General features: G+C 62.7%; 34 protein-coding genes. 19 read left to right on the top strand and 15 right to left on the bottom strand.

Features of this window, described 5'->3' with window-relative positions; translation table 11 throughout:
• The first annotated feature begins 1 nt into the window (after position 1).
• From mobA to LB565_RS07175, 9 genes are all read left to right on the top strand, one after another.
• Positions 2-634, top strand: a complete 633-nt coding sequence (gene mobA / locus LB565_RS07215; RefSeq protein WP_224582438.1) for a molybdenum cofactor guanylyltransferase MobA — start codon at positions 2-4, stop codon at positions 632-634.
• Positions 631-1,146 carry a molybdopterin-guanine dinucleotide biosynthesis protein B gene (gene mobB, locus LB565_RS07210; protein ID WP_224582437.1) on the top strand — a complete coding sequence of 172 codons (516 nt, stop codon included), beginning with the start codon at positions 631-633 and terminating at the stop codon, positions 1,144-1,146. Before mobA ends, mobB begins: the two co-directional genes overlap by 4 nt.
• A gap of 152 nt (positions 1,147-1,298) precedes the next feature.
• Positions 1,299-2,084, top strand: coding sequence for an ABC transporter substrate-binding protein (locus tag LB565_RS07205; RefSeq protein WP_224582436.1), 786 nt, complete (start codon positions 1,299-1,301; stop codon positions 2,082-2,084).
• Positions 2,085-2,162: 78 nt separating this feature from the next.
• Positions 2,163-2,879: an ABC transporter permease gene (locus tag LB565_RS07200; RefSeq protein WP_224582435.1), complete on the top strand. Its 717-nt coding sequence runs from the start codon at positions 2,163-2,165 to the stop codon at positions 2,877-2,879.
• Entirely contained in the window at positions 2,876-3,700 is an 825-nt protein-coding gene (locus tag LB565_RS07195) for an ABC transporter permease (RefSeq protein WP_224582434.1), read from the top strand. The genes LB565_RS07200 and LB565_RS07195 overlap by 4 nt, the downstream gene beginning before the upstream one ends.
• Before the next feature lie 178 nt (positions 3,701-3,878).
• On the top strand, positions 3,879-4,748 hold the full coding sequence (locus tag LB565_RS07190; RefSeq protein WP_224582433.1) for an NAD(P)-dependent oxidoreductase: 870 nt from the start codon (positions 3,879-3,881) through the stop codon (positions 4,746-4,748).
• A 6-nt stretch (positions 4,749-4,754) separates the two neighbouring features.
• Positions 4,755-5,459 carry a DNA alkylation repair protein gene (locus LB565_RS07185; protein WP_224582432.1) on the top strand — a complete coding sequence of 235 codons (705 nt, stop codon included), beginning with the start codon at positions 4,755-4,757 and terminating at the stop codon, positions 5,457-5,459.
• Entirely contained in the window at positions 5,419-5,997 is a 579-nt protein-coding gene (locus LB565_RS07180) for a GNAT family N-acetyltransferase (RefSeq protein WP_224582431.1), read from the top strand. The genes LB565_RS07185 and LB565_RS07180 overlap by 41 nt, the downstream gene beginning before the upstream one ends.
• A 64-nt stretch (positions 5,998-6,061) precedes the next feature.
• Positions 6,062-6,634 (top strand): DUF3299 domain-containing protein, encoded by a 573-nt coding sequence (locus LB565_RS07175; protein ID WP_224582430.1) that lies wholly within the window; start codon positions 6,062-6,064, stop codon positions 6,632-6,634.
• 23 nt (positions 6,635-6,657) lie between these two features.
• Here LB565_RS07175 and LB565_RS07170 read toward each other — a convergent pair whose 3' ends face one another.
• The 4 genes from LB565_RS07170 to LB565_RS07155 all read right to left on the bottom strand — a co-directional run bounded on the left by LB565_RS07170 (position 6,658) and on the right by LB565_RS07155 (position 9,185).
• Entirely contained in the window at positions 6,658-7,149 is a 492-nt protein-coding gene (locus tag LB565_RS07170; protein WP_006205209.1) for an Lrp/AsnC family transcriptional regulator, read from the bottom strand.
• A gap of 107 nt (positions 7,150-7,256) precedes the next feature.
• On the bottom strand, positions 7,257-7,874 hold the full coding sequence (locus tag LB565_RS07165) for a uracil-DNA glycosylase family protein (RefSeq protein ID WP_224582429.1): 618 nt from the start codon (positions 7,872-7,874) through the stop codon (positions 7,257-7,259).
• A gap of 28 nt (positions 7,875-7,902) precedes the next feature.
• On the bottom strand, positions 7,903-8,514 hold the full coding sequence (locus LB565_RS07160; protein ID WP_224582428.1) for a glutathione S-transferase: 612 nt from the start codon (positions 8,512-8,514) through the stop codon (positions 7,903-7,905).
• A 47-nt stretch (positions 8,515-8,561) separates the two neighbouring features.
• Entirely contained in the window at positions 8,562-9,185 is a 624-nt protein-coding gene (locus LB565_RS07155) for a thermonuclease family protein (protein WP_224582427.1), read from the bottom strand.
• A 76-nt stretch (positions 9,186-9,261) separates the two neighbouring features.
• On the opposite strand from LB565_RS07155, the gene LB565_RS07150 reads away from it, so the two are divergent.
• Positions 9,262-10,785, top strand: coding sequence for a sensor histidine kinase (locus LB565_RS07150; RefSeq protein ID WP_224582426.1), 1,524 nt, complete (start codon positions 9,262-9,264; stop codon positions 10,783-10,785).
• An 18-nt stretch (positions 10,786-10,803) separates the two neighbouring features.
• On the opposite strand, the gene LB565_RS07145 is transcribed toward LB565_RS07150, so the two are convergent.
• On the bottom strand, positions 10,804-11,799 hold the full coding sequence (locus LB565_RS07145) for a nicotinate-nucleotide--dimethylbenzimidazole phosphoribosyltransferase (protein WP_224582425.1): 996 nt from the start codon (positions 11,797-11,799) through the stop codon (positions 10,804-10,806).
• Between the two features lie 166 nt (positions 11,800-11,965).
• Here LB565_RS07145 and LB565_RS07140 point away from each other — a divergent pair, with 166 nt between their 5' ends.
• A complete protein-coding gene (locus tag LB565_RS07140) occupies positions 11,966-12,196 on the top strand; it encodes a DUF1289 domain-containing protein (protein WP_224532266.1) in 231 nt (76 codons plus the stop codon).
• A 10-nt stretch (positions 12,197-12,206) separates the two neighbouring features.
• The gene (locus LB565_RS07135; protein ID WP_224582424.1) at positions 12,207-12,911 is read left to right on the top strand and encodes a TIGR02281 family clan AA aspartic protease; all 705 of its coding nucleotides are present in this window, start codon (positions 12,207-12,209) and stop codon (positions 12,909-12,911) included.
• A gap of 85 nt (positions 12,912-12,996) precedes the next feature.
• Here LB565_RS07135 and dusA read toward each other — a convergent pair whose 3' ends face one another.
• The 6 genes from dusA to LB565_RS30000 all read right to left on the bottom strand — a co-directional run bounded on the left by dusA (position 12,997) and on the right by LB565_RS30000 (position 16,683).
• A complete protein-coding gene (gene dusA, locus LB565_RS07130; protein ID WP_224582423.1) occupies positions 12,997-13,992 on the bottom strand; it encodes a tRNA dihydrouridine(20/20a) synthase DusA in 996 nt (331 codons plus the stop codon).
• Between the two features lie 196 nt (positions 13,993-14,188).
• Positions 14,189-14,518, bottom strand: a complete 330-nt coding sequence (locus LB565_RS07125) for a hypothetical protein (RefSeq protein ID WP_224582422.1) — start codon at positions 14,516-14,518, stop codon at positions 14,189-14,191.
• 115 nt (positions 14,519-14,633) lie between these two features.
• On the bottom strand, positions 14,634-15,632 hold the full coding sequence (locus LB565_RS07120) for a ribonuclease Z (protein ID WP_224582421.1): 999 nt from the start codon (positions 15,630-15,632) through the stop codon (positions 14,634-14,636).
• A 123-nt stretch (positions 15,633-15,755) separates the two neighbouring features.
• Positions 15,756-15,914 (bottom strand): hypothetical protein, encoded by a 159-nt coding sequence (locus LB565_RS07115; RefSeq protein WP_224582420.1) that lies wholly within the window; start codon positions 15,912-15,914, stop codon positions 15,756-15,758.
• Positions 15,901-16,206 (bottom strand): hypothetical protein, encoded by a 306-nt coding sequence (locus LB565_RS07110; protein WP_224582419.1) that lies wholly within the window; start codon positions 16,204-16,206, stop codon positions 15,901-15,903. Before LB565_RS07110 ends, LB565_RS07115 begins: the two co-directional genes overlap by 14 nt.
• Positions 16,207-16,395: 189 nt before the next feature.
• Entirely contained in the window at positions 16,396-16,683 is a 288-nt protein-coding gene (locus tag LB565_RS30000; RefSeq protein WP_224582553.1) for a Tad domain-containing protein, read from the bottom strand.
• An 861-nt stretch (positions 16,684-17,544) separates the two neighbouring features.
• Here LB565_RS30000 and LB565_RS07100 point away from each other — a divergent pair.
• The 4 genes from LB565_RS07100 (at position 17,545) to LB565_RS07085 (ending at position 19,898) form a co-directional block, all read left to right on the top strand.
• Positions 17,545-17,982, top strand: a complete 438-nt coding sequence (locus tag LB565_RS07100) for a curlin (RefSeq protein WP_224582418.1) — start codon at positions 17,545-17,547, stop codon at positions 17,980-17,982.
• 61 nt (positions 17,983-18,043) lie between these two features.
• Positions 18,044-18,445 (top strand): curli-like amyloid fiber formation chaperone CsgH, encoded by a 402-nt coding sequence (gene csgH / locus LB565_RS07095; protein ID WP_224582417.1) that lies wholly within the window; start codon positions 18,044-18,046, stop codon positions 18,443-18,445.
• 236 nt (positions 18,446-18,681) lie between these two features.
• A complete protein-coding gene (locus LB565_RS07090) occupies positions 18,682-19,098 on the top strand; it encodes a curlin (RefSeq protein WP_224582416.1) in 417 nt (138 codons plus the stop codon).
• A gap of 608 nt (positions 19,099-19,706) precedes the next feature.
• Entirely contained in the window at positions 19,707-19,898 is a 192-nt protein-coding gene (locus LB565_RS07085) for a DUF6494 family protein (RefSeq protein ID WP_224582415.1), read from the top strand.
• Positions 19,899-20,080: 182 nt separating this feature from the next.
• Here LB565_RS07085 and LB565_RS07080 read toward each other — a convergent pair whose 3' ends face one another.
• The 4 genes from LB565_RS07080 to LB565_RS07065 all read right to left on the bottom strand — a co-directional run bounded on the left by LB565_RS07080 (position 20,081) and on the right by LB565_RS07065 (position 22,089).
• Complete coding sequence (locus LB565_RS07080) at positions 20,081-20,377, bottom strand: DUF982 domain-containing protein (protein WP_224582414.1); 297 nt, start codon at positions 20,375-20,377, stop codon at positions 20,081-20,083.
• Between the two features lie 200 nt (positions 20,378-20,577).
• Positions 20,578-20,859 carry a hypothetical protein gene (locus LB565_RS07075; protein WP_224582563.1) on the bottom strand — a complete coding sequence of 94 codons (282 nt, stop codon included), beginning with the start codon at positions 20,857-20,859 and terminating at the stop codon, positions 20,578-20,580.
• Between the two features lie 55 nt (positions 20,860-20,914).
• Positions 20,915-21,082, bottom strand: a complete 168-nt coding sequence (locus tag LB565_RS07070; protein ID WP_224582413.1) for a hypothetical protein — start codon at positions 21,080-21,082, stop codon at positions 20,915-20,917.
• Positions 21,083-21,156: 74 nt separating this feature from the next.
• Positions 21,157-22,089 carry a GNAT family N-acetyltransferase gene (locus tag LB565_RS07065; protein ID WP_224582412.1) on the bottom strand — a complete coding sequence of 311 codons (933 nt, stop codon included), beginning with the start codon at positions 22,087-22,089 and terminating at the stop codon, positions 21,157-21,159.
• Positions 22,090-22,290: 201 nt separating this feature from the next.
• Here LB565_RS07065 and argE point away from each other — a divergent pair, with 201 nt between their 5' ends.
• Genes argE through LB565_RS07050 form a run of 3 tightly spaced genes read left to right on the top strand, consistent with a single transcriptional unit; the run spans position 22,291 to position 24,729 of the window.
• Positions 22,291-23,415 carry an acetylornithine deacetylase gene (gene argE, locus LB565_RS07060; RefSeq protein ID WP_224582411.1) on the top strand — a complete coding sequence of 375 codons (1,125 nt, stop codon included), beginning with the start codon at positions 22,291-22,293 and terminating at the stop codon, positions 23,413-23,415.
• Positions 23,416-23,428: 13 nt separating this feature from the next.
• A complete protein-coding gene (locus LB565_RS07055; RefSeq protein WP_224582410.1) occupies positions 23,429-24,352 on the top strand; it encodes a 2-hydroxyacid dehydrogenase in 924 nt (307 codons plus the stop codon).
• Positions 24,353-24,375: 23 nt separating this feature from the next.
• Positions 24,376-24,729 (top strand): cupin domain-containing protein, encoded by a 354-nt coding sequence (locus tag LB565_RS07050; RefSeq protein WP_224582409.1) that lies wholly within the window; start codon positions 24,376-24,378, stop codon positions 24,727-24,729.
• Positions 24,730-24,858 lie beyond the last annotated feature (129 nt).

Here is a 24,858-nt window from a genome sequence, read left to right as displayed (position 1 = left end):
GATGGACCGAAATGTCGCAGGGATCATTCTGGCGGGAGGCCAGTCGCGCCGAATGGGCGGCGGCGACAAGCCATTGCTTTCGCTGGGCAATGAGAGGCTGATCGATCATGTCGCGCAACGCTTGAAGCCGCAGGTTGCGGTCCTGGGGCTCAACGCGAACGGCGATCCGGCGCGGTTTGCCGCCATGGACCTGCCGGTGCTCGAAGATACGGTGCCAGGCCATGCCGGGCCGCTGGCGGGCATTCTCACCGGCCTCGAATGGGCGACGAGGCAAACGAGCTGCCGGTGGCTGATGAGCGCCGCCGGCGACACGCCGTTCTTCCCCGACGACCTCGTCGAGCGCCTCGCAGCCGCAACCCGCGGCCGCCCCGGCGCGATCGCCGTCGCCAGTTCGGACGGCAGATGGCACCCGACCTTCGCGCTGTGGCCGCTCGGCCTGCGCGACGCCCTGCGCCATTTCCTGGTCGATGAGGACAACCGGCGGGTTTCCTCCTTCATGGAACGCCAGGGCTATATCGAGGTCGAGTTCCCCACGATCGACGCCGACAACCAAACGATCGATCCGTTCTTCAACGTCAACACGCCGGACGACCTTGCGGCGGCGGAGCGTCTGTTGCAAAGCCTCAGGCCATGAGACGCGTATTCGGCATCACCGGCTGGAAAAACTCCGGCAAGACGACCCTGACGGAAAAGCTGGTCGCCGAGCTGGTGGCGCGCGGCTGGACGGTTTCGACGGTCAAGCACGCCCATCATGACTTCGACATCGACAAGCCGGGCACCGACAGCTTTCGCCACCGCCAGGCGGGCGCGACGGAGGTCGCCATCGTCTCCGGACGGCGCTGGGCGCTGATGCACGAATTGCGGGGCGAGGACGAGCCGACGCTGGACGATATCCTGGCGCGGCTGTCGCCCTCGGACATCGTGCTGGTCGAAGGCTACAAGCGCGAAGCGCACAAGAAGATCGAGGCAAGGCGGCTCGAAGCCAAGGACCGGACGCCGCTTTCGGCCAACGATCCCAACATCGTCGCGGTCGCCGCCGACTTTCCGGTCGAAGGCGAGAGCCTGCCGGTTTTCGACCTCGATGACACGAAATCGATAGCCGACTTTGTCGAGCGCAGCACAGGTCTCGTCGCTCAAACCAAGTAACGCAGCGGCACGTCCTGATTGTCGTTTACCGTTGATTTGCGGTTGCTTTTTTCTTGGAAAGAGTGGGAGTATCCGCCCCAGCGGGCGGTCAGGAAACGACCGCCCACAAGAGCCGCACGGGACAGCGGCCATGACAATATGAGAGGATTATCATGCGTATTGCACTGCGTATCGCGCTTGCCGCTTCGGCCGCGCTGCTGACACTCGGCGTCGCCCAGGCTCAGGAAAAGACCCTGAGGATCGGCACCGAAGGCGCGTACCCGCCCTTCAACAACCTGACCTCTGACGGCCAGCTTGTCGGCTTCGACATCGATATCGCCAAGGCGCTCTGCGACGAGATGAAGGTGAAGTGCACCTTCGTCGCGCAGGATTGGGACGGCATCATCCCGGCGCTTCAGGCCGGCAAATTCGACGCCATCGTCGCCTCGATGTCGATCACGCCCGAGCGCCAGGAAAAAGTCGACTTCACCCACAAATACTACAACACCCCGTCGGCCATCGCCGTGCCGAAGGATTCGCCGGTCAAGGGTGTGACCAAGGAAGACCTCGCCGGCAAGACCATCGGCGTCGCCACCACCACCACGCACTACAACTATGCGTCGAAGACTTACACGGACAGCACCATCAAGGGCTATCCGAGCAGCCCCGAGGAGCAGGCTGACCTGGCCAATGGCCGTCTCGATGCAATCGAGGACGACATCGTCGTGCTGCAGCAGTGGCTGGATTCGCCGGACGGCGCCTGCTGCAAGATCCTCGGCCAGCCGTCGCCGCAGCCGGTCGAGATTTTCGGACCGGGCGCCGGCATTGCCGTGCGCAAGGGCGAGACCGATCTGGTCAACAAGCTGAACGCCGCGATCGACGCCATCCGCAAGAACGGAAAGTACAAGGAAATCAACGACAAGTACTTCAAGTTCGACGTCTACGGCGCCGAATCCTGATCGACAAGCCAAGGGCGGCGAGGCATCCCTCGCCGCCCTTAAATCCTTCCGGGATCGCCACGGAGACACGACCCGTCAATGCCGGCCCAAAGCATTTGGACACTTCTCAGCTGGGGACCGGATGGCTGGAGTGACGACATTGCGTCTGGCGTGCTGGTCACCATAGCACTGGCGCTCGCCACACTGCCGATCGGCCTGGTGATCGGCTTTTTCGTCGCCTTCGCCAAGCAGCATGAAGAGCCGTCGCTGCGCCTGGCCGGCAACATCTACACCACGGTCTTTCGCGGCCTGCCGGAACTGGTGACGCTGTTCCTGTTCTTCTTCGGCATGCCGCTACTGCTGCAATATCTCGTGCGGCTGTTCAATCCGGACGCAACGATCGACGTCAACAGCTTCGTCGCCGGCATGATCGTGCTGGCGCTGATCTTCTCCTCCTACGCCAGCGAGGTGTTCCTCTCCGCGTTCCGCGCCGTTCCGAAAGGCCAATATGAGGGTGGCTACGCCATTGGCCTGTCGAAATGGCAGACGATGCGGCTGGTGATCCTGCCGCAGCTGATACGTATCGCTTTTCCGGGCCTCGAGAATTGTTGGCTGAGCCTGCTCAAGGACACCTCGCTGGTTTCGGTCGTCAATCTGGCGGAGACCCTGCGCCAGTCCGGCGTGGCGGCGCGCGTCACCAAGCATTCCTTCCTCTTCTACAGCGTCGCGGCGCTGATCTTCCTGGCGCTGGCCGTCCTGTCGTCGATCGCCACGAGCTACATCCTGCGCTATCTCGGGCGGAGGGAAGCGCGATGAGCGTCAGCCAGGCCATCGCCATCGACAAGCCGCCGCCGCAAGCGCGCGGCTGGCCGCGGGTCCGCATCCTCGGCTACGCGCTGGTCGGTGTTTGGGTACTGTTCGGTGCCGGCATCCTCGCCTACCTGGTCTATGCCTGGAACGCCGAATTCTTCGCCCGATATGCTCCCGCCTATCTGCAGGGCCTCGGGACCACCCTATCGCTGGTGAGTATTTCGATGGTCGTTGGCGCGCTCCTGTCGCTTCCGGTCGCCTATGGCCGCATGTCGAAGAACCCGTTCCTGTCCGGGCTCGCCTATTGCTACGTCTATTTCTTCCGCGGCACGCCGCTGCTCGTGCAGACCTACCTGGTCTATTACGGCATCGGCTCCTTCCGCCCTGAGCTTGAGACGGTCGGACTGTGGTGGTTCTTCCGCGAGGCCTTCTATTGCGGCGTCTTTGCCTTCTCGCTCAACACCGCCGCCTACCAAGCGGAAATCCTGCGCGGCGCCATCGAAAGCGTGCCGCGCGGCCAATGGGAAGGTGCGGCTTCGCTTGGCCTGCATAAATTGCAGACGCTGCGCAAGGTGGTCTTGCCGCAGGCGATCATCGTCGCACTCCGGCCCTACGGCAATGAACTCATCCTGATGATCAAGGCCTCGGCGATCGTCGCCATCATCACGGTCTACGACCTGATGGGCAACGCCAAGCTCGCCTATGCGAAATCCTTCGACATCCAGGCCTATATCTGGGTGGCGATCGTCTATCTGGTGATGGTCGAAATCCTGCGCCACGGCGTCGAGTGGATCGAGCGCCGCATCACCGTCCATCTGCATCGATAATGCATGTCGCCTAAAAGTGCGCAGCGGTTTTAGGGGAAACGACATGTATAAAACAAAGACTTAGATTGCCGCCCCGACCGCCTGCACCAGCCGATGCAGCGCTGCGTGCCTTGACGAATTTTTCGCATGGCCTAGACCTTCCGCCACTGGAAACTGTGTTTTGTTGGAAGGCAGGCTTATGGCATCGGTTGCATTTCTCGGTCTTGGCGTCATGGGCTATCCGATGGCCGGGCACCTCAGGAACAAGGGCGGCCATGACGTCACCGTCTACAACCGCACCAAGGCCAAGGCCGAGCAGTGGGTGGCCCAGCATGGTGGCAAACTGGCGCTGACGCCGGCGGAAGCTGCCGAAGGCAAGGACTTCGTCTTCTCCTGCGTCGGTAATGACGATGATCTGCGCTCGGTCACGACCGGCGCGAACGGCGCCTTCGCCGCGATGAAGAAGGGTTCCGTCTTCATCGACAACACTACCGCCTCGGCCGAGGTGGCGCGCGAGCTCGACGCTGCCGCGCGCAAGGCGGGCTTCTCCTTCCTCGATGCGCCGGTGTCCGGCGGCCAGGCCGGCGCCGAGAACGGCGTGCTGACCGTCATGGTCGGCGGCGATGAGGCCGCCTTCGACAAGGCGAGGTCCGTCATCGACGCCTATGCCCGCATGGTCGGCCTAATGGGATCGGCCGGTGCAGGCCAGTTGACAAAGATGATCAACCAGATCGCCATCGCCGGCCTGGTCCAGGGCCTGGCCGAGGGCATCCATTTCGGCAAGAAGGCCGGTCTCGACATCGACAAGGTCATCGAGGTGATCTCCAAGGGTGCGGCCGGCTCCTGGCAGATGGAGAACCGCCACAAGACGATGAATGCCGGCAAATATGATTTCGGCTTCGCCGTCGACTGGATGCGCAAGGATCTGGGCATCTGCCTGGCGGAGGCCAATCGCAATGGTGCCAAGCTGCCGGTGACGGCATTGGTCGACCAGTTCTACAAGGATGTGCAGGACATGGGCGGCAAGCGCTGGGACACGTCCTCGCTGCTGGCGCGCCTGGAAAGATAGGCGAAAATGCCCCTGCCCGATCCGAGCTGGAGCGCCGACGACATCGTTGCGCATTTGCGCGCGATCGGCACCGACGAAAACCGGGCGGGCATGGCGCGCTTCGGCCTCAACACCACCAGCGCGCTCGGCGTCGGCAATTCGCAATTGCGGCCGCTGGCGCGCAAGCTGAAGAAAAACCACGAGCGATCGCTTCTGCTGTGGGACAGCGGTGTCCGCGAAGCGCAGCTGATGGCGGCCTTCACCGGCGAGCCTAAGAAGGTCGATATCGATCAATGCCGGCGCTGGGCCGCGGATTTCGACAGCTGGGAGATCGTCGACACTGTAGCGGACCTCTTTGCAGAGACGCCATTCTGGCGTGAATTGATGGACGAGTTCGCCGAAGACGACCGCGAATTCGTTCGGCGCACCGCCTTTGCCATGTTGGCCTGGAGCGCGGTGCATCTCAAGAAAGAGCCGGACGCGACGTTCCTTGCCTATCTGCCGCTGGTCGAGAAACATGCCGGCGATCCGCGCAATTTCGTCAGCAAGGCGGTCAATTGGGCGCTGCGGCAGATCGGCAAGCGCTCGATGAGCCTGCACGCCCCTGCCCTTGCGCTGGCGGAAAGATTGGCGGCATCGTCGGACAAGACGGCGCGCTGGATCGGCAAGGATGCGGTGAAGGAATTGACGGATGCCAAACAGCTCGCAAGGCTCGCAGCTGCAAGAACCTGACCTTGCCGGGATTCGCTTCGTCGAGGTGACGCGAGAAACGCGCGATCGTTTCGAAGATCTGTTCGAGCAGCCGGGCGCGCCGAAATATTGCTGGTGCATGGCCTGGCGCCATTCCAGCCGCGAGCACATCGAGAACGACGAGAAGAAGCGCCTGATGACGGCGCTCATCGATGCCGGCACTCCCGTGGGCATCGTCGCCGAGTTGGACGGCAAGCCCGTGGGCTGGTGCTCGGTCGCACCGCGCGAGACATACCGGAAACTTTCAAAACAGCAGGACGACACCGAGACCGGCATATGGTCGATCGTCTGCTTCTATGTGCCGAGAGCCTTGCGCGGCGGCGGATTGGCCTCCGCCCTGCTCGATGCGGCAATCGACCATGTGTTCAGCAAAGGCGCGCGCGTCATCGAAGCCTATCCGGTCGACGAGGCAGCACCAAGCTACCGCTTCATGGGCTTTCGCGACATGTTCACCGCGCGCGGCTTCCATGAGACCGGAACCGCCGGCACGCGCCGACATGTGATGCGGCTAAGCCGTTGAGCCCGGACTGGTCACGACGCTTTTACTCGATTCCGGAAATCGGCTGGCGGAGGATGGAGCAATCATGAGCAAGCGTTTCAATTCATGCCCAGCGCTGGTGGCCGCGCTCCTTATCGCAGCCACGGGAGCCGATGCGGCGGCCGATGTCGCGCATATCTTCTGGAAGGACCTGCGCCCCCCGACGCAGGCCGTCGCCGAGGACGCTAACCTGCCGATGATCGCGGCAAAATTGCCCGATCATGGCGAGACCTTGTCGCTCAATCTGCAGGACAAGACCATACAATTAGCCGGCTATGCATTGCCGGTCGATCGCGAGGGCGACCTCGTCTACCAGTTCCTGCTGGTGCCGTGGACCGGTGCCTGCAGCCACATGCCGACGCCGCCGCCGAACCAGATCGTGCTGGTGACGCCGGCGCATCCCTACAGGATGAAAGAGGCTTATGAGCCGGTCGCCGTCACCGGCGTGCTGAAGCCCGGCATGGAGAAAAGCCAGCTTTTCATCCTCGACGGCGTCTCGATCGTCCAGTCCGGCTACACGGTGCAAAGGGCCGAGGTGACGAGCGTCGACAGCGTGCCGGACACCGTGACGCTGCCGGTCAACTCGCCGTGGAATTTCCTCAACAAGAAGAAGAACTAAGGCCTGCCGGCCTGGCCTGGCGTCTACGCCGCGTTCGCGCCTGATTCCTTGTCCAGAACCATGTAATCGAGCGGAATTTCGGTCGTGTATTTGATCTGCTCCATGGCGAAGGACGACGAGACGTCGCGGATCTCGATCTTGGCGATCAGCCGCTTGTAGAAGGCGTCGTAAGCCGCGATGTCCGGAACCACCACGCGCAGGAGGTAATCGACGTCGCCGCTCATGCGGTAGAACTCGACCACTTCCGGGAATTCCTGGATGACCTCGGAGAAGCGCCGCAGCCATTCATGGCTGTGCGAATTGGTGCGGATCGACACGAAGACGGTGACGCGCACATTGACCTTCTCATGGTCGAGGATGGCGACGCGCCGCTTGATGACGCCCTCCTCCTCGAGCTTCTGGATGCGCCGCCAGCACGGCGTGGTCGACAGGCCGACTTTCTTGGCGACATCTGCGACCGCGAGCGTCGCATCCTCCTGCAGGAGGCGGAGAATTTTTCTATCGAGGCGATCCATGGGAGGCTCCAGGGGAATAGTTTGGCTATAATCCCTTTTATCCGAGCCTTTCACAAGAAAGAAATTCTGCCGATGGCGGTAAAAGCGAGTGATTTCTTGCAGGATGCCTAATCGATGCGATAGCGGATTTCCGACCTGAGAAAGGGCAGCAAATCCATTTCAAACCAGGGATTCTTCTTCAGCCAGCCGGTGTTTCGCCAGGACGGATGCGGCAGCGGCAGCACTTTGGGCACGGCCGTTCCATCCCATATGGCGCGCCAGTTCCTGACCGTCTCGGTCAGCGACGGCAGCCGTGCCGTGCCCATATGCCATGCCTGCGCGTAGCCGCCGATGGTCAGCACGAGGTCGATCTGCGGCATCAGCGCCATCAGGTCCGGCCGCCAGGCCGGTGCGCATTCGCGACGCGGCGGCAAGTCGCCGCCCTTGGCGTCCTGGCCGGGAAAGCAAAAGCCCATCGGCACGATGGCGAACTTTTCTGTGTCGTAGAATTCCTGCGCGCTGACGCCGAGCCAGTTTCTCAACCGATCCCCCGAGGCATCGGTGAACGGCATGCCCGACACATGCACCTTGGTGCCCGGCGCCTGACCGGCAAGCAGGATCCGCGCCGCGGAGGACGGCTGCAGCACCGGCCGCGGCTCATGCGGCAGGGGCCGGCCGTGTGGCTCGTCGACGCAGATACGGCAGGCCCGCACCCTTTCGGTGAGGCGCTCCAGCGCTTGTCTCATATCGGGCGGGTTGTCCAATTTCTGTCGCTCAGGCCGTCGCGCTCGGCCGGCTTGTAAGCGCCGCATACCAGCGCAGCACGTTCGTGCATTCTTCCGGCACCTTGATGCGGGCCGGCTTCATGAAATCGATGGCGATCATGCCGGTGATGTCGGCGACCGAATAGGCATCGCCGGCGGCGAATTCGCGCTCCGCCAGTTCGTCGTCGAGCAGGTGCAGGAATTCGATCGCCTTCGGCTTGTTGGCCTCGCCCCATTCCGGAATTTGCGGCACTTCCCATTCCTTCATCGCCGGATGGATGTGCCGGAACGCCGCGGTGACGCTGCTCATCAGGTTCAATTCCAAGCGTCTTTGCCACATCTCGACTTTTGCCTTGCCGAGCGCGCCCTTGCCGAACAGCGCGGGCTCGGGATGCAACTCCTCGAAATAGCGGCAAATGGCGATCGATTCGGTGATGATGGTGCCGTCGTCGAGCTCGAGCACCGGCAGGCGTCGTAGCGGATTGCGCTCAGCCACCTGCCCGCCGCGATGCTCCAGCGCGCCCATGTCGACGGGCACCAGCGGTACCGTCAGCCCCTTCTCGGCAAGGAAAACACGCACGCGCCGGGGATTGGGCGCGCGGCCACCGTCGAACAGCTTCATTCCATCCTCCAGCTTCTCCACCGGATCATAGGGCGCGGGCCCGCCCATCACCAGAAGCGAAAAAATTCCCGCAACGCATCGCCGAACGAGGCCAGCACGCCGTGCTTTCTCTCGACCGGCGCGTCATGATGGCTGTCGCGCCAGTCCTGCGGCTCTTCGAAAGTGCCGGCCCAGATGCCGACCTTGGCCGCTCTCGCCACCGCTTCCTCGGCTTCGAAGCCGCCGAAGGCAACCGCCCATCCGGCCTGCACCTGGGCCCGGTTTAGGTCGGTGTCGCCTGCCCTGCAATCGCCGAGCAGCCGGCCATAGCGGTCGCGCTGCCAGCCGCTGCAGACAACAGGCCTGCCGGCGATCAGGCGTACCAGCGACTGCCGCGCCAGTTTACCGCAGGGATAGTCGGCGCCGGCCTTCCGGCAGGTCTGCTGATATTCCGGAGCGTCGATGCCGCGCATGCGGATACGCTCGGCGCCGAGCGTGATCGAATCGCCGTCATTGACGATTGCCGTGCCTTGCTCCTTGCGTGTCTCGAAGCGGTCGAGCCGCGCCGCCACCAGGATGAGCAACCCGAGCAAGAGGAAGCCCAACCCATAGTCCAGCAGCTTGCGCCAGAGGCTGCGCGGCGGGCTCGCCGCATAGCGTCGGCGCGGTCCTCGCGGCCCGAAACGGCTCATATGGCAAACAGTCTCTTAATCATTCGAACGTAGCTTAACGAACTGAAAATCGCTGCGCGCAGAAATTGAAGTCCGTATGCCTTTGCTACGCTCGAACACAGCGGATAAATTCATTGTGGACCGCCGTAAACCGCACCGCAACAGCGATGTGGCGCGCGCGGTGCGCAAGACGCGCGACCGCCTTTCGCAGCAGGCGGGCAGCCTCGATTTCGACCGTGAACTGCTGAAGCTGCATGCGCGCGCCATGGTGGTCAGCGCGGTCGCGATCCCCTTGCTCGTGCTCGCGGTGGCAGCCATCGGCCGGCTGGCGGGCCTGGACAGCCAGATCGCCATCTGGGCCCTGTCGACGCTGCTTTGCTACACGATCGTCGCTTTCATGGCGCGTCGCGTGGAGCGGACCGAAGCGGCCGAACTCGACCCGGTGCAGACGCGTCGCGACTTCCTGATCGGCCATTTCCTCTGCGGCCTTGGCTGGGCGTGGTTCGCCTGGTTCGGCTGCGCCACATGCCAGATCGACCAGTTCAATGTGGCCAAGGCCATGGTGCTGCTGATCGCAATGGCGACGACCGCCGTGATGGCCTCCTCGCTTGGCGGCGCGTTGTTCGCGACCTTTGCCATTCCCGTTGCCATTTATGTCTACACCGTCATCCGCCTGTGGACGCCGATCGAAGCCACGATGGCGGCCTTGCTCATCGCGGCGCTTCCCTTCTTCGGTTACGTCGCGCGTCATCTCAATCAGGCTTCGCTGATGGTGCTGTCCTTCCGTTCGGAGAAGGATGCGCTGATCGCCGAATTGGAGACGGCGAAATCGATGTCGGACGAAGCAAGGCGGCGCGCCGAAGACGCCAATCTGGCGAAATCGCGCTTTCTCGCCTCGATGAGCCACGAGCTCAGGACGCCGCTCAACGCCATCCTTGGCTTCTCCGAAGTGATGGCCAATGAAGTGCTGGGGCCGATGAACAATCCGACCTACCGCGACTATGCCCATGACGTGCACGAGTCCGGCCAGCACCTGCTCGACCTGATCAACGAGATCCTCGACCTGTCGCGCATCGAGGCCGGCCGCTACCAGCTCAACGAGGAACCGGTCGTGCTGGTGACCATCGTCGAGGACTGCTGCCACATGATGGAGTTGCGCGCCCGCAACAAGGACATCCGCATCATCCAGGAGTTCGAGGAGACCTTGCCGCGCCTCTTCGCCGACGAGCGCGCCGTCAGGCAGATCACGCTCAATCTTCTCTCCAATTCGATCAAGTTCACCCCGTCCGGCGGCGAAGTGCGCGTGCGTGTCGGCTGGACCGCCGGCGGCGGCCAGTACATTTCGGTCAAGGACAACGGCCCGGGCATACCGGAAGAAGAAATCCCGGTGGTGCTTTCCGCTTTCGGCCAGGGCTCGATCGCCATCAAGAGCGCCGAACAGGGAACCGGCCTCGGCCTGCCGATCGTGCAGGGGCTGCTTGCCATGCATGGCGGCGAGTTCGAGCTTCATTCCAAGCTGCGCGAAGGCACCGAGGCGATCGCCATCTTCCCGTTGAGCCGGGTGATGGAGGAATTGCCGGCCTTGCCGACCAAGACGGTCGTCGCGCGTGGGCGCCGCTGAAGCAATTTCCGCCGGGCGCTAAAGCCGGACAGCCATCGCCATGCCGGAACTGGTCAATGCCGCGGCCTTGACGATACCGGCGGCAAGAGCGGCCCCTACCCCTTCGCCATGGCCGATGCCGAAATCGAGCAGCGGCCGCAGCCCGAGCCTTTCGGCCGCCTTGGCGTGGCCAGGCTCCGGCGACAGGCTGGCAAGCAGACAATGATCGAGCGAGCCTGGATTGCTCGCATAAAGGACAGCCGCCGCCGCAGTCGCCGCGAACCCGTCGAGCAGGACAGGGATCTTCTCCATGCGCGCCGCGAGAATGGCGCCGCAGATCGCCGCGAATTCGCGTCCGCCGACCCTGCGCAAGGCCTCGAGCGGATCGCTCATATCCGGGCCATGGAATGCCAGCGCCCGATCGACGACCTCGGCCTTCCGCGCGATCATCGCTGCGTCGGCGCCCGCGCCTGGGCCAACCCAGTCGATGCCGTTGCCACCGAACAGCGCGGCGAAAAGCGCGGCCGCGATCGTCGAATTGCCGACCCCGAGATCGCCAAGGCACAGAAGGTCGGCGCCGCCCGCGACCGCCTCCATGCCGAAGGCCATGGTTGCGGCGCAGCCGCGTTCATCGAGCGCGGCCTCCTCGGTGATGTCGCCTGTGGGGATATCCAAAGCGAGGTCGAAGACTTTCAGGCCGAGATCGTTGGCGATGCAGACCTGGTTGATGGCGGCGCCGCCGGCGGCGCAGAGCTCGACCTCATTGGCGGTCGCCGCCACCGGCCGCGGCGAGATGCCGTGCCTGACGGCGCCGTGATTGCCGGCGAAGATCGCCATCAGCGGCCGGTTGATCACCGGCGGTGCCCGCCCGCTCCAGGCGGCAATCCAGGCTGCGATGTCCTCGATGCGCCCAAGCGATTCTTTCGGCTTGTCCGCCTTGGCAAACAGGGCGCGGACACGCGCGCCCGCCGCATCATCGGCCGGCGGCAGCGCCGCCAGGAGGCTTCGGAAATCGTCGAAAGGCTTAGCAGGCATTTATGTCGATCGCGCTTCGTTGCGGAAATCGCAAGCGGCATAGCCGCCTTCTCCACCCGGCACAACCGCCTGGACGATGCCGCGAACGCGCTGCCTTGCGGCGCAATGCGGAGGGCTTGCATTGCTCCGGCGGTTGCACCATGTGGAATAAAGCCAAGAGAACAGCATGACCGCCATCGAATCCCCCTGCATCCTGGTCTGTTCGATCGATATGAAAACCGGCTTCTGCTTCGGTTGCGGCCGCACGCGCGACGAGATTTCCGCCTGGCTCGCGATGACCCCCGAAACGCGCCGCGCGGTGATGGCCGAACTGCCGGCGCGGCTCAAAACGGTGGAGCGGCGGCCGCGCCGCGAAACCCGCCGAACCCGCATGGCGCGCGAGCGCGGCGTTTTGTGAGAAGAAACCGATGAATCGGCTGTTCTGGATCGTCATGGCGGTGATCGGCGCCGGGGTCGTGCTGCTCATGCTCAACAATTCGGCCGGCCACACCTTCGGTATGAACAACAACGATTTCGGCCGGCTGATCTGGGTCGGCGTGCTGGTGATGGTGATCGGCGCGAGCCTGCTCCGCTCCGGCCGGCCGCTGGGCGACATGGCACGCAATATCGGGGTCTGGGCCGCACTGATCCTCGTGCTGATCGCCGGCTACCAGTATCGCTACGAGTTGCAGGATGTGGCGAACCGCGTGACCGCCGGCCTTGTCCCGGGCAGTCCGCTGGCGCTCGGCGTGGAGAATGGCCGCCCGACCGTCACGCTCGACAAAGCCGAGAACGGCCATTTCGAAGCCCGCATCCTGGTCAACGGCACGCCGGTGCGCGCCGTGGTCGACACCGGCGCGACCAGCACGGTGCTGACGTCCGAAGATGCTCAAGCCGCGGGGTTCAACCCGGCGGCGCTCAGCTACAGCGTAGATGTCGCCACGGCCAACGGCATGGCGCGCGCGGCGACGGTCAGGACCGACGAGGTGGCGATCGGCGGCATCGTGCGCAAGGACATGTCGGTGATGGTCGCCGCGCCCGGCATGCTGGATCAAAGCCTGCTCGGCATGAATTTCATCGGCTCGTTGTCGGGCTTCGACGTGCGCGGCGACCGCATGATTTTGCGGGACTGATATTGCCGGGAAGTACTCGGCGGTTCCGCGGCAACGACATCGCTTGAGGCGCCTGAATCCGTTTCGGGCGTTTCTTCAGCCGAAGTCAGGCTGCTTCGGCTTCCGCCTCGAAATCGACTGCCGAAAACGCGCTCTTCAACACCTCCACCCCGGCTCCGGGCTTGTTTGCGTCGGTGGAAAGAATCTGCCGGAAGCGGCGCGCGCCGGGCAAGCCGTGGAACAGCCCGACCATATGGCGGGTGATGTGGCCGAGCCGCCCGCCCCGCTCGATATGGCGCGCGGCATAGCCGGCCATGGCGTCGATCAGCGCCGAATAGTCGAAGGCGGCAGGTGCCTCGCCGTAGAAAGCGGCATCGATGCCGGTCAGGATCCCCGGCGTATGATAGGCCGCGCGGCCGAGCATCACGCCATCGACATGGGAAAGATGCGCCGACGCCTCGGCGAGCGACTGGATGCCGCCGTTGATGCCGATGAATTCGTCCGGCTTTCCGGCTTTCAACCGATAGACGCGCGGATAGTCGAGCGGCGGGATCTCGCGGTTCTCCTTGGGACTCAATCCCTCCAGCCAGGCCTTGCGGGCGTGCACCCAGAGCGCATCGGCGCCGGCGGCGAGCACGCCGTCGGCGAGCGTGTCGAGAGCGGATTCCGGATCCTGATCGTCGACGCCGATACGGCACTTGACCGTGACGGGGATTTTCACCGAAGCTTTCATCGCCGCGACGCATTCGGCGACCAGAGCCGGCGTCTTCATCAGGCAGGCACCGAACGTCCCCGACTGGACGCGGTCGGACGGACAGCCGACATTGAGGTTGACCTCGTCATAGTCGAAGGTCTCGCCGATCCGCGCGGCCTCGGCAAGTTTTATCGGATCCGATCCGCCAAGCTGCAATGCAACCGGGTGCTCGACATCGTCGAAACCGAGCAGTCTTTCGCGCGCGCCATGGATGACCGCGTCCGCCACCACCATCTCGGTGTAAAGCAGCGCGCGGCGCGTCAGCTGACGGTGGAAGAACCGGCAATGCCGATCCGTCCAATCCATCATAGGCGCAACGGCCAATCTATGCTCTTGATTTTTCAGCATTTTTCTCTTTATCATCAAATTCTTAGCACTTAGCGGGCCAACCCGAATTTACGCCAGAGTACGACCCTTTTCGCCACGTTTCGATCTCTCAGTGCGCACGGAGCGCACACAAAAAATGGCCACTTACACAAAGCTCTTGTCCGGTTCCTGGCGCGTGCAAGTCCGTCGCAAAGGTCGCTACGTCAGCGAGACTTTTCTACGCCGTGACGACGCACGCCGCTGGGCGACCGAAACCGAGCGCCAAGTCGATCGTGGCGAGACGCCGACGAAGTCCCGCATAGCGTGTCTTAAGACCTTCGGCGAGCTCATCGACCTCCATATCGACGACATGTGCGATGTAGGCAAGTCCCCTCGCCGCTCCAAGGCCGCGGCCCTCGATATGATCCGGAGACATCTTGGCAAGAGCAGCATCGCAGCGCTCGATCGCGAACGGCTCACTCAGTTCGGCCGCGGGCGCGCTGCCCAGGGTGCCGGCCCGATGACGCTCGGTGTCGACATCGGCTTCGTAAAGCTTGTCCTGTCTCATGCTGCGGCCGTCCACGGGTCTACCAGTCAAGGTGGAACCCGTCGATCTCGCCCGTACCGCACTTAAGCGCCTCGGCCTTGTCGGCAAGGGGGTGTGAGCGCGACAGGCTAATCGCTCACTTCGATTCAAACCCACCAAGGAATCCGGCTTCGAATTCGACCCGCAGTTCGTCTTGGCGTCCGAGATAACGAGGCGAAAGGTGCATCGGGTAGGCGGAGATCGCGCCGGCTTGCCTGGCGATTGCACCCGCCTGCGCGGCGGTCAGATGTTTCTTCACTGCGGCGAGGTTCCGGTCTGCCTCCAGGAACCCGGCTTCGATGAAAAGCCGATCGGCGCAGCGTGCCAAGTTGGAGAGACGTGTCACATTCTCCGGATGGAACGCCAAATCGGTTGCATATACGATGCGTTGACCATGCCCACAGACCATGGCTCGGTCCCGCAGCAGTTCCCCAAGCGTCACCTTCCTGCCCGCATTCGGCGTGAACTCAGTAGCCGCGTCGGCGCCGCGTCGCACCGCCCGTTTCGCGTTCGTGAGCCAAAGTCCGACGGGAAAGCCAAGCTCGTCCAGGCGCGACCTGTGCACGTTGACCCGCAGCTTTTCCTGGAAGGCGAAAGCCAAGCAAGGAATGCCGTGATCGAGCGTAACCGCTTCGACGGAAAACTCCGGATCATCCAAGGGGATCCGAGTGCTCGTGTTCCGCCATCCCTCCCGCTCGAAGGCCCTGCGCGCCCGGAAAGCGGCCGCGGTGGCAAACCCTTCTTCTGTCCAGTCGGAGGCGAAGATCGTAAAGTCGTGCGACCCTTCGTTAAGGAGATTCCAGGTGTAGGCCCTCAACTTGGCCTCGACGGCAGCCGCCAACCCGGGCGGGCCGATGATATGGACCTGCTTCTCACGATAGAGCGACACCCCGAGCAGACGATCAAAACCGCTGAAGTGATCCATGTGCATGTGCGACACGAACACGTGCGAAACGCGCAGGATCTCACGCGGTGAAAGCGCCGACAGATCTCCAAGGTCAAAGAGGATTGCCTTATCGCCGAAGCAAAAATCGAGAAGCAGTGCCAGCTCGGAGAACGGCTCGTTTACCCGGCGCGGCTGGACGAGAAGCGTCATGACTGGGAAGGCAAGAGTTGCATCCCCAAAATCCAGACGCTTGCCGATCGTTCCGCCCGCCGGTCCAAATAGGCTGTGGGGACGCGCATGGCGTCTGCAAGGTCGAATGTGTCACTCGGCATCTCAGCCTAGCGAAAACTCGTCCGAGGAACCGTGGTTGATGTCGAGCCCAGAACGGAACGTGCCGCTGCCAGGGTCATCGATCTTGGCGTCCAGATCGGTCAGAGCTTTGTCGAAGCTGGTGGTCTGGTCGTTATTGTAGCCCTGGTTAGGGATCGTCATCAAATCGATGTTTGCGGCCCTGTCCCTTTGCAGAACTGAACTCGGACGTGAGACTGGTGATCTCCTCCAGCTTCGCGTCGGTCGCCGACCGCCCGAAGGTGTAGATAGCCACCTGAAACTGCTTGGCAAACTGCTTCGTGTCGGCGGCTGTGTCCATCAACGCCTGGGTCGCCCGCCGAACCACGTCGATCCGCATCGTCACGCCAAGGCTCTTTGCCAGATTGTAGTAGTTGTTTTCGTTGTTGGTCTCGTGGCAGGCGAAGCCACATTTGTCCTGCGTTTTCGAGACCATCGTCGTGACGTCCGCCGGCGTCGCCCCAATGCCTCGAGGGCGTGTTGTCCAACAACATATAGAAATCGACGAAGTAGTCAGTGGTGATCGCCTCCGAAGCGCCGCCCGATATGTTCACCTTCTCGACGCCGACAATCCCCATGAACGCGGTCCGCATGGTCGCATGGAAGGAGACGTTCGACGTCACCTTCAGTCCTGATTTGTCAACGGACGCAACCACCGTCTCAAACTGGCCAAGATCCTGTCCCTAAGATTGTCCGAGAACAACGCCTCCGCATCGGCCTTTCCCTCTGGAACAGGGCCATCGCCGGACATTTCGATCGCGGCCGTAACGCTGGGCGAGTTTTTCGAGATAGAGCCTACCACCGCAGCATCTGCTGCGTTCTGAAGGCGCGATTTGAGGCTGTAGGCGGCTGCGAAGTCCAGGCCAAAACCCACGCCAACAATGAGGGGGATGAGCAGATGCGCGGTAACGATCGCAACATGGCCAGACCTGTTACGTCCGAAGCTATATTACCGTTAGAAAAGAATTGACCTCCAATCATTAGATTGAATGCCGAGCTAACAGTCTTGGCATAAATAGAATTGTAACACCAAGCCTGTGGCATGGGATTTCTAGGACACTGCAAGCTGATGCAGGGACAATTCGCGCATCAAAATGCATTCTATCGCAATCGCGCACCCCTGTTCTTGGCGAGCTTTCTTTGCGTTACCTGTCTTTGGCGTGGTGATTTTCGTCTGCCGTGCCGGGCTAGTTGCACAAGATGTCTGAGAGAGATCTTAACCAGATACGTGCAGACTTCGGTAAGCGCCCGGTCATAGCAGCTCGACATCGGCGCCGAGCATTTCGGCGGCATGTACCCCGGGTGATCGTGGCCACGGCCAGGCCGCCAGTCTCGAACCTGATCGGGATGCCAGTTCCAGCGGAGAAGGTGGTCAATGCGATTGGCCGGATGATCGCTGACGCGGCCGATCAGGTTGGGGAGAGGCCTCCGGATTAATGCGGTTCAGCTGTGGATCTGGTGTCCGCCTACATCGCAAATGACCCGGTTCCGGTCAGCGAACTCCCTGCCCTGTTCGGCCAGGTTCGTCGAGCATGCGAAATCCGGCACCGCAAAAGAGAAGCTCTGATACGCCGTGTCTCGCGTTTTTGTGACATGTCCGTCTCGCCGCTATGGACTCTTTCGAAGGAAGAGCCACCCCCAACTCCCAAGATTTTCAGAACGGAGCGGTCATGAACTTTCGCTGAATGGAGCCTTCAGCCTCCGTTCTGGACCACCCTCCTACAAACGGACCGTTCAACCCGCGGTCCCCCTGCCGCATTGAAGGAGAAGTCCCATGATCCCTACCTCAGTCGTCGCCGCAGCCCTTGCCGCCTTGGTCGGCTTCACCGCCGCGGCGCCCGCCATGGCCAACGACGTCAACATCGAACAATATGGCTGGCGCAATTCCGCCGGCGGCGGCCAGCACGGCTATCGCAACCGCATTCATGTCTACCAGGATGGCCGCTTCAACACCGCGATCGGCCAGCAATATGGTCATCGCAACCGGTCGGTGATCGGGCAGCAGGGCATCAACAATTACGGTGCAACCTATCAGTACGGCAACCGCAACGCCGCGGGCATTGCCCAGTTCGGTTCGAACCACACCGCGATCCTGACGCAGGACGGCAACGGCAACATCGCAGCCGGTGTCCAGGTCGGCCACGGGTGCAATGCCGATGTCAGCCAGGGTGGCAGCGGCAATGTCGCCGCCTTCGTCCAGGACTGCCCCTGAGCCATGGACAGCCGGCAAGAGTGTTGCCGGCCACCATCTTGCAATCGCGAGGACATCATCCATGACCAGATTTGACAAGCGAACAGCAGCAGCATCGGCCGCGCTCCTGGCTGTCATCGTCGCCGGCGCGACCGCCGCAACGGCCAGCAAGGATGGCTCGAATGCCGGGCCCCTGCGATGCGAGATCCGGGACACGCTGCAAGGCGACGCTATCCTGCTGGAGCCCGTGGTTTATGCCGACAGGAAAACCACCGGCACCTACACCGTCAGCGTCTCCGGGGGCGGCACGTCCGGCTCCGCCAGTATCAGCCAGGGCGGCGCCTTCGAGGTCGGTCCCGGCAATCCCGCGTCACTCGGCCGGATGAGTGTGGGAGCCAATGGCGCTGCCTACGACGTCAAGCTGAAAGTGACCGCAGGCGCGGCGAGCGTCAGCTGCGTCAAACAGGTGTCCGGCGCTACCTGAGCGTCGGCTGTCCTCGAGGATCGAAAGAAGGGCTCTGGGCAACCGGAGCCCTTCCCCTTTTACACGATGGGTCTCCTTCCGAAGTGATGCAAAAAAATATTTAAGGCCTCGGCGGTTCCGTCGACGGCCGCGCCGCTCCAGGTCTTGAACCGCTGCTGAACGAACCCTTCCGTCACGGTTCAGCTTCGCCGTGCGACCGTGGCTCATCAGATGATGAAGCCACAAGGAGAGGCATCATGAACCGCCAGGTCACAAAACTTATCGCCGCCATCGCGCTCGCGAGCGCCATCGGCCTGCCCCTTTTTTCCGCTCCGGCGAAGGCGGGCGGTTCGATCGGGTTCTACTACTCGCCTCCGACGGCTCGCGATGCGCGGGCGCTGGATCTCGGCCTGCGCGCCTATTCGGTCTACAAAGGGCTGCGCAGCGGCGCCCATATCAGGCAGCGCGGGTGGAACAATCGTGCCGGCATAGGTCAGGATGGGGCCGGCAATCTCGGCATAATTCGACAGGAGGGCAGCGGACACTCCGCTACCCTGCGGCAGGACGGCAACGACAATTCCTACGGTGTCTTCCAGTTTGGCCGAAACACCGACGCCAATGTCGCGCAGGCCGGCGACGGGCAGAGCGGCGCGGCTCTCCTGTTTGGATGGTAGGCAAGAAATCGCCTGGTAGCGGATGCGTGACGACTGTCCGGCACGCATCCGACGGCGCTGCGAAGCGCGATCGGCCTAGGAAGCGATAGGCCAATCGAAGGTCGGCTTTCGGGGAATGCGAATTCGAAATTGAACGTCCGCGATAGGCGCAAAGCGGTCATCATCGTCTGAGCCGTTCAATGGCAGCTTCGGCTCGTCACGACGAGAAGTCCGCGGTGACGGCGCCGGCATTCTCCTTAGGTCTCGATCCGATGGGGTAGCGAACGCAACAAGCTGTTGCACAACTCTGCTATCTATTAACGTCCATGCCCGACCCGACCTGCCTCGCCCCTAAAGAAGTCATCGCTCGCTATCGCTGCCAGGTTAGCGTTGAGACGCTTCGCATTTTGCGTTGCATGCGGATCGCGCCATCCCTCCAGAACCAGATCATAAGTCATTGTTAAACAACATGAATCCATTCATAGCGGTTTGATGCACAACCTTCCAATCCCGAACCCGACGCTCCTTCGGGCTCGGGATCTAGTCCTACGGGGACACACGTCGCCGTCCTGCTTCCTTGATGCTTTGCCTTCCCTTAAAATCCCTATCGGACACAGAGGAGTTCCGCCGTGAGCGAAGATGCCTTCAACATGTCGATCCGCAAGTTCCTGAAGGAAGTCGGCGTCACGTCCCAGCGCAAGATCGAGGAGACGGTGCGCGAAAAGCAAATCGGCAGCAAGAAGTTGAAGGTCCGCATGACTCTCACGGCGGAAGGCACCGGCCTCAACCACGTGGCGGACGGCGAGATCGAACTTCCATGAGAGGGGCGAAGTCGTCCGGCCGAACCGACAGCGTTTCCAGCGGCGCGGCGTCACTCAACCCCGGTTGTCTCGGATGGGAAGTGGGGCGGGGCCGAGGCCCCATATACGCGCCCCTGACGCGGCGTCTCGCTCCGGCACGTTTGGTCGCAAGATGCGCCTGATGAAGAGCCCTTTCGCGCCCCTCACAAGAGGTTTGCGTTGCTGATCTTTGGTCCAGTCATCCACGGCGGTGCTGTGGGCACGTCCTCGATCACGCCAACCTTGCGGGCCCAAGCCATAAAGGCCTTGTGCGCGGCCTCGACTGGTTTGCGACCATCATAGGCCGAGTAGCACGCTTCGCAGGCCGCCGCGTGAAGCAGGCCACGTCTCTCCACAGGCCATTCTTCCAAAAACTCAATGGCATCCATCACGCAGTCGATCTTTTGGATGTAGCCATTCTCGCCTACGAAAACCGGCTGCTTGAAAGCATCACTTTCCATGGTGACCTCCCTTCAACAACTGACTCCGTTGGTCGTTTCCGCAGATGCACCGGTAATATTCGAACATCTGCACGCCGGCTGGAGACCAAGAGAAAAGATTGGAAGGAGCTCTTTTCGGTTCAAGAGGATCCCGCGAGACCTCACCAGCAGCACCTGAATGCTACAGTGAGCATCGATGGCAGGCCCTGCTGCCCGGGTTGCTAAGAGCAAACGAGCAGCGGCACCAGACCCTCGTGCCGTTCGCCGAGATAGCAGACGACGCGGTCGCCGACGCGCTCGAAATTGAGGTCGACCTTCGCCTCGCCCACGGCTAAGTGCCGGACATCCTCCATCCACCCGATCGCTGCGCACGGCGAATCCCACATGCGTTCGACGAACTCGTCATCCCCCGTGCGATCGGCATAGGACCAAGCCAGGTAGACACAGAGCGGAGTGGTGTCGACGCCGCCGTAGTAGCGGCCGAACGGCAGCTCGCGCAGCACGGCAGCGCGCCCGCCTAGCCGCGGCCTCGCCGGGCCGGCGACCGAACAACAAGCCTTACGAGATCGCACCGCACAGCTCGTCGAGCATCAGATTGCCGTTATCAGCCGTCCACTGGCGCTCGAAGTCGGTGTGAGCGGCCAGCCTGTCGCCGCCAGTGCCATGGCCTTGCCGGAGCGGCTCAAGCGAACCCCTCTCGGCGCGCAGCTTCATCAGATCGTTCACGGACTTCCGCGAAACCCCGAAAATGACGCGACGCCTCTCGGTTCCAAAGTTGGGGATGTATCGACGAGCACCAACTACCCTAGGGTTTGGCTTGCCAGAGCATAGGTCTTCGGCCCAGCCGAGCGGACTTCGTAAAAATCGGCGAGGCGTTTGCCCAGCGACATGGTCAGCACGGTGTCGAAAACCGGCATTCCGGCGTGCGATAGGAAGGCAGCGAACTCGCCGTTGTGCATGTGAGTGTCAACTCTGAGGAAAGACCCAGAGTGATCGGCTACATGCGGCCGGACAATCGCAACCGCATCAGCATCGCTTTCGGCCACGACCGGTCCTATGACATGGCCTCGCCCGAATGGCCGGCAGAGCGCGAAAGCGTTCAGCTTGTCATTCTTGAAAAGACCATATCCGGTCGAGTGTGCGAAGAGCCTTTCGATAAGCGCTGTCCGCCTCACTCCAAACCCCGCCGCGTCGAGAGCGACCGCTGCCGGAATATCGCCTGCGTCCAAAGTCCGGACGTCGCTGCCCGCCTCCGTGCGGCTGCCTGCCGTTGGGACGCGGGCGATGCCCTGGCATTGATATACGGTCTTCTCCGGGTGGAAGTCGAGCGAGAGATAAAGCCGCCGCGCAGCACGCGTCGCGTTGAGACGCAGATCGCGCCCGGGAATCTTGTCGAAGACCCGCTTCATCAGCCACTGCGCCGCCCCGAGCGTCTGAAGCCGTGGCGAGGTGATGACCATGCCGACGGTCGCGAAGCCGGCGCCATGCCCGAACCACATCGCTGATCCCAGAACCCGGCCGATCTCATCGAGAGCCACGAAGCCTTGGCCCGTTTCACGCAGGAATTGCCAGTCTTCTGCCCGATGCGGCCAGCCCACAGACAGCGAGAGCGCATGCAATCGGTCCAGTTCAACCCCTTTGATGTCGGCGATCCGCACCGAGAAGGCATCGATTTTCAAGCTTTCGGCCGGCTTCAATTCCTTGCCTCTGAAAGATTGCGTAACGGGTGACATACAACGTCCCTGCCCTTGCCTACGCTAAACAACCGGACCGATACGATTTGCTCGAATGACGCATGCCAACGCAAGATTCAACTGAAACACTTCCGCTTTCGGCACGCAATCGCGAAGCAAAGCGCCCACCCTCTGCGGCAGTTCTGCAGCTATGGCCGTCGGTCCTGAGCCCGGCGAACCCAAAACGCCTTGAGGGCTGGAATGGACGTCTTCGACATCCTCGACCGTCTCGTCGCCTTTCCATCGGTCGCCGGCAAGGCGAACGGCGATATTGCAGGCTGGATAGAGGCCTATCTCGCCAAACATGAAACCAAGGTCACTCTTGTTCCGGGCCCCGACGGCGACCGTTCCAATCTTTTCGCCACGATCGGTCCAGCCGATGTTCCGGGTTATATCCTGTCAGGACACATGGATGTCGTCCCCGCTTGCGAGCCGCAATGGAGCTCGTCCCCTTTCGCGCTGCGTCGGGACGGTAACCGACTCTACGGACGCGGCACGACTGACATGAAGGGATTCTTGGCCGCCGCGCTTGCGGCCGCGCCCCTGCTCGCGGGACTGCGCCTCGCCCGACCGATCCATCTCGCCTTCTCCTATGACGAGGAGATCGGGTGCCGCGGCGTGCCGCACCTGATAGCACGCCTTTCCGAGTTTTGCGCCAAGCCGCTCGGCGTCATCGTCGGCGAGCCGAGCGGCATGCGCGCCGTGCGCGGCCACAAGGGCAAGGCGGCCGCCCGCGTGACCATAAGGGGGCGCTCAGGCCATTCCTCTCGCCCCGATCTAGGCCTCAACGCCATCCATGCGATGGCTGATGTCCTGAGCACGGCCGTGAGCGAAGCCGGAGGGCTGACGCACGGCCCATTCGATGCGGCTTTTGAGCCCCCCTATTCCTCGCTGCAGGCCGGCGTGATCGCCGGCGGCCAGTCGGTCAACATCATCCCCGATACCTGCACGATGGATCTGGAGGCGCGCGCCGTACCCGGCATTGATCCGGCCAGCCTGCTCGCGCCCGTCAAAACGAGGGCCGGGGCCATTGCCGCCAGAGGCTATCGTGTCGAGTGGACGCCGGTCAGCGCCTATCCGGCACTGTCGCTACCGCAGGACGCGCCGCTGGCGGCACTGTTGCAAGAGCTGACCGGCCAGACGCCGCTCGCCGCCGTCAGCTACGGCACCGAGGCCGGGCTGTACCAGGCCGCGGGGCTGGACGCGATCATCTGCGGCCCCGGCGACATCGGCCGCGCCCACAAGCCGGATGAATACATCTGCGCCAGCGAACTTACCGCCTGCCGGCAGATGATCGAGGCACTGGGCGCGCGTTGCGTGGCCTGAAGGAGCAGCCGGAATGACCTTCCTGTTCAACTCCGATGCGCAGCGCGCTGAGATTTTCGCTGATGCCTTCGCCCGCGAATTCCCCGAGCTGCCCTTCGCGATGGACCCGGCGACGGTCGATCCCGACGCCGTGCGCTATCTGATCACCTGGACCGTTCCGCAGGAGCTTGCCCGCTACAGGAATCTCGAGATCCTGTTTTCCATCGGTGCCGGCGTCGACCAGTTCCGCTTCGATGCAGTGCCGGCAAGAGTGAAGATCGTGCGCATGATCGAGCAAGGCATTGTGCGCATGATGCAGGAATATGTGACGCTCGCCGTGCTCGCTCTCCACCGCAACCTGCCGGCCTATCTGGCACAGCAGCGCGCCGGACAGTGGCGCGACATCCCGCAACCCCAGGCAGAATTGCGCCGGGTCGGCGTGCTCGGTCTGGGCCAGCTCGGCCAGGCCGTCCTCGACCGGCTGAAGCCCTTCGGCTTTCCGCTCGCCGGCTGGAGCCGCTCGCCCCGGCAGATCGAGGGCGTGGCCTGTCATCATGGCGAGCTCGGATTGGAGCAAATGCTGGCAACCAGCGACATACTGGTCTGCCTGCTGCCATTGACCGAGGAGACGCGTGGGTTCCTTAATGCCGGTCTGTTCGCGAAATTGCCCGAGGGCGCGGCTCTCGTTCATACGGGTCGAGGCCCGCAGCTCGACCACGAAGCGCTTGTCGCGGCGCTCGATCGCGGTCATCTCGCGTCGGCGATGATCGACGTGACCGATCCCGAACCGCTGCCCGCGGGACATTCGTTCTGGTCGCATCCGAAGATCATCCTGACTCCGCACATAGCCAGCGTCACCCAACCCGTGACCGCCGCGCAGGCCGTCATCGACAACATCAAGCGTCACCGCGCCGGGCTCGATCCCATCGGGCTCGTCGACCGCTCGCGCGGTTATTGAAATTCAACTGGAAAGGAAATCCTTTGTCCCTCCTCAAGTCCATCGATATCAACCCGGTTTTCCCGCCGCGCGAATCCAACGCGCTGCCCGAGCGGCTGATTGCCGGCGACCCAGCCTTCAAGACCTGGGCGCAGGATGTCGCCAAGGACGACCTCGTCCACACCGGCGTCTGGGAGGCGACACCGGGCGAGACGCGCTCGATCAAGGGCGACAAATTCGAGTTCTGCCACATCGTCTCCGGCGTGGTCGAGATCACGCCCGACGCCGGCGAAACGGTGACCTACCGGGCCGGTGACAGCTTCGTCATGAAGCCGGGCTTCACCGGTGTTTGGAAGACCATCGAGACGGTGCGCAAGATCTACGTCACGGTGGGCTAGCGAACGTCCGCGCAGGCCACGACCTCCGCGGTAGATTTTGCCGTCTCTTGTCCCCAGCACGCAACATTCGTCGGCGGCGGATCACCGAACAGTGCAAGCTGCGTGCCGGCACGGGCTAGGCTCAGGCCG

The organism is Mesorhizobium sp. CA14, assembly GCF_020165195.1.
GTDB lineage: Bacteria > Pseudomonadota > Alphaproteobacteria > Rhizobiales > Rhizobiaceae > Mesorhizobium.
The sequence above is the reverse complement of the archived record's forward strand: the minus strand, read 5'-3'. Positions and strand labels throughout refer to the sequence as shown.

What these genes read in the sequence shown, in the direction of transcription:
- mobA (WP_224582438.1), top strand. Translation starts at nt 2, where the DNA reads ATGGACCGAAATGTCGCAGGGATCATTCTGGCGGGAGGCCAGTCGCGC.
- mobB (WP_224582437.1), top strand. Translation starts at nt 631, where the DNA reads ATGAGACGCGTATTCGGCATCACCGGCTGGAAAAACTCCGGCAAGACG.
- LB565_RS07205 (WP_224582436.1), top strand. Translation starts at nt 1,299, where the DNA reads ATGCGTATTGCACTGCGTATCGCGCTTGCCGCTTCGGCCGCGCTGCTG.
- LB565_RS07200 (WP_224582435.1), top strand. Translation starts at nt 2,163, where the DNA reads ATGCCGGCCCAAAGCATTTGGACACTTCTCAGCTGGGGACCGGATGGC.
- LB565_RS07195 (WP_224582434.1), top strand. Translation starts at nt 2,876, where the DNA reads ATGAGCGTCAGCCAGGCCATCGCCATCGACAAGCCGCCGCCGCAAGCG.
- LB565_RS07190 (WP_224582433.1), top strand. Translation starts at nt 3,879, where the DNA reads ATGGCATCGGTTGCATTTCTCGGTCTTGGCGTCATGGGCTATCCGATG.
- LB565_RS07185 (WP_224582432.1), top strand. Translation starts at nt 4,755, where the DNA reads ATGCCCCTGCCCGATCCGAGCTGGAGCGCCGACGACATCGTTGCGCAT.
- LB565_RS07180 (WP_224582431.1), top strand. Translation starts at nt 5,419, where the DNA reads ATGCCAAACAGCTCGCAAGGCTCGCAGCTGCAAGAACCTGACCTTGCC.
- LB565_RS07175 (WP_224582430.1), top strand. Translation starts at nt 6,062, where the DNA reads ATGAGCAAGCGTTTCAATTCATGCCCAGCGCTGGTGGCCGCGCTCCTT.
- LB565_RS07170 (WP_006205209.1), bottom strand. Translation starts at nt 7,149, where the DNA reads ATGGATCGCCTCGATAGAAAAATTCTCCGCCTCCTGCAGGAGGATGCG.
- LB565_RS07165 (WP_224582429.1), bottom strand. Translation starts at nt 7,874, where the DNA reads ATGAGACAAGCGCTGGAGCGCCTCACCGAAAGGGTGCGGGCCTGCCGT.
- LB565_RS07160 (WP_224582428.1), bottom strand. Translation starts at nt 8,514, where the DNA reads ATGAAGCTGTTCGACGGTGGCCGCGCGCCCAATCCCCGGCGCGTGCGT.
- LB565_RS07155 (WP_224582427.1), bottom strand. Translation starts at nt 9,185, where the DNA reads ATGAGCCGTTTCGGGCCGCGAGGACCGCGCCGACGCTATGCGGCGAGC.
- LB565_RS07150 (WP_224582426.1), top strand. Translation starts at nt 9,262, where the DNA reads ATGCCTTTGCTACGCTCGAACACAGCGGATAAATTCATTGTGGACCGC.
- LB565_RS07145 (WP_224582425.1), bottom strand. Translation starts at nt 11,799, where the DNA reads ATGCCTGCTAAGCCTTTCGACGATTTCCGAAGCCTCCTGGCGGCGCTG.
- LB565_RS07140 (WP_224532266.1), top strand. Translation starts at nt 11,966, where the DNA reads ATGACCGCCATCGAATCCCCCTGCATCCTGGTCTGTTCGATCGATATG.
- LB565_RS07135 (WP_224582424.1), top strand. Translation starts at nt 12,207, where the DNA reads ATGAATCGGCTGTTCTGGATCGTCATGGCGGTGATCGGCGCCGGGGTC.
- dusA (WP_224582423.1), bottom strand. Translation starts at nt 13,992, where the DNA reads ATGCTGAAAAATCAAGAGCATAGATTGGCCGTTGCGCCTATGATGGAT.
- LB565_RS07125 (WP_224582422.1), bottom strand. Translation starts at nt 14,518, where the DNA reads ATGAGACAGGACAAGCTTTACGAAGCCGATGTCGACACCGAGCGTCAT.
- LB565_RS07120 (WP_224582421.1), bottom strand. Translation starts at nt 15,632, where the DNA reads ATGACGCTTCTCGTCCAGCCGCGCCGGGTAAACGAGCCGTTCTCCGAG.
- LB565_RS07115 (WP_224582420.1), bottom strand. Translation starts at nt 15,914, where the DNA reads ATGACGATCCCTAACCAGGGCTACAATAACGACCAGACCACCAGCTTC.
- LB565_RS07110 (WP_224582419.1), bottom strand. Translation starts at nt 16,206, where the DNA reads ATGGTCTCGAAAACGCAGGACAAATGTGGCTTCGCCTGCCACGAGACC.
- LB565_RS07100 (WP_224582418.1), top strand. Translation starts at nt 17,545, where the DNA reads ATGATCCCTACCTCAGTCGTCGCCGCAGCCCTTGCCGCCTTGGTCGGC.
- csgH (WP_224582417.1), top strand. Translation starts at nt 18,044, where the DNA reads ATGACCAGATTTGACAAGCGAACAGCAGCAGCATCGGCCGCGCTCCTG.
- LB565_RS07090 (WP_224582416.1), top strand. Translation starts at nt 18,682, where the DNA reads ATGAACCGCCAGGTCACAAAACTTATCGCCGCCATCGCGCTCGCGAGC.
- LB565_RS07080 (WP_224582414.1), bottom strand. Translation starts at nt 20,377, where the DNA reads ATGGAAAGTGATGCTTTCAAGCAGCCGGTTTTCGTAGGCGAGAATGGC.
- LB565_RS07065 (WP_224582412.1), bottom strand. Translation starts at nt 22,089, where the DNA reads ATGTCACCCGTTACGCAATCTTTCAGAGGCAAGGAATTGAAGCCGGCC.
- argE (WP_224582411.1), top strand. Translation starts at nt 22,291, where the DNA reads ATGGACGTCTTCGACATCCTCGACCGTCTCGTCGCCTTTCCATCGGTC.
- LB565_RS07055 (WP_224582410.1), top strand. Translation starts at nt 23,429, where the DNA reads ATGACCTTCCTGTTCAACTCCGATGCGCAGCGCGCTGAGATTTTCGCT.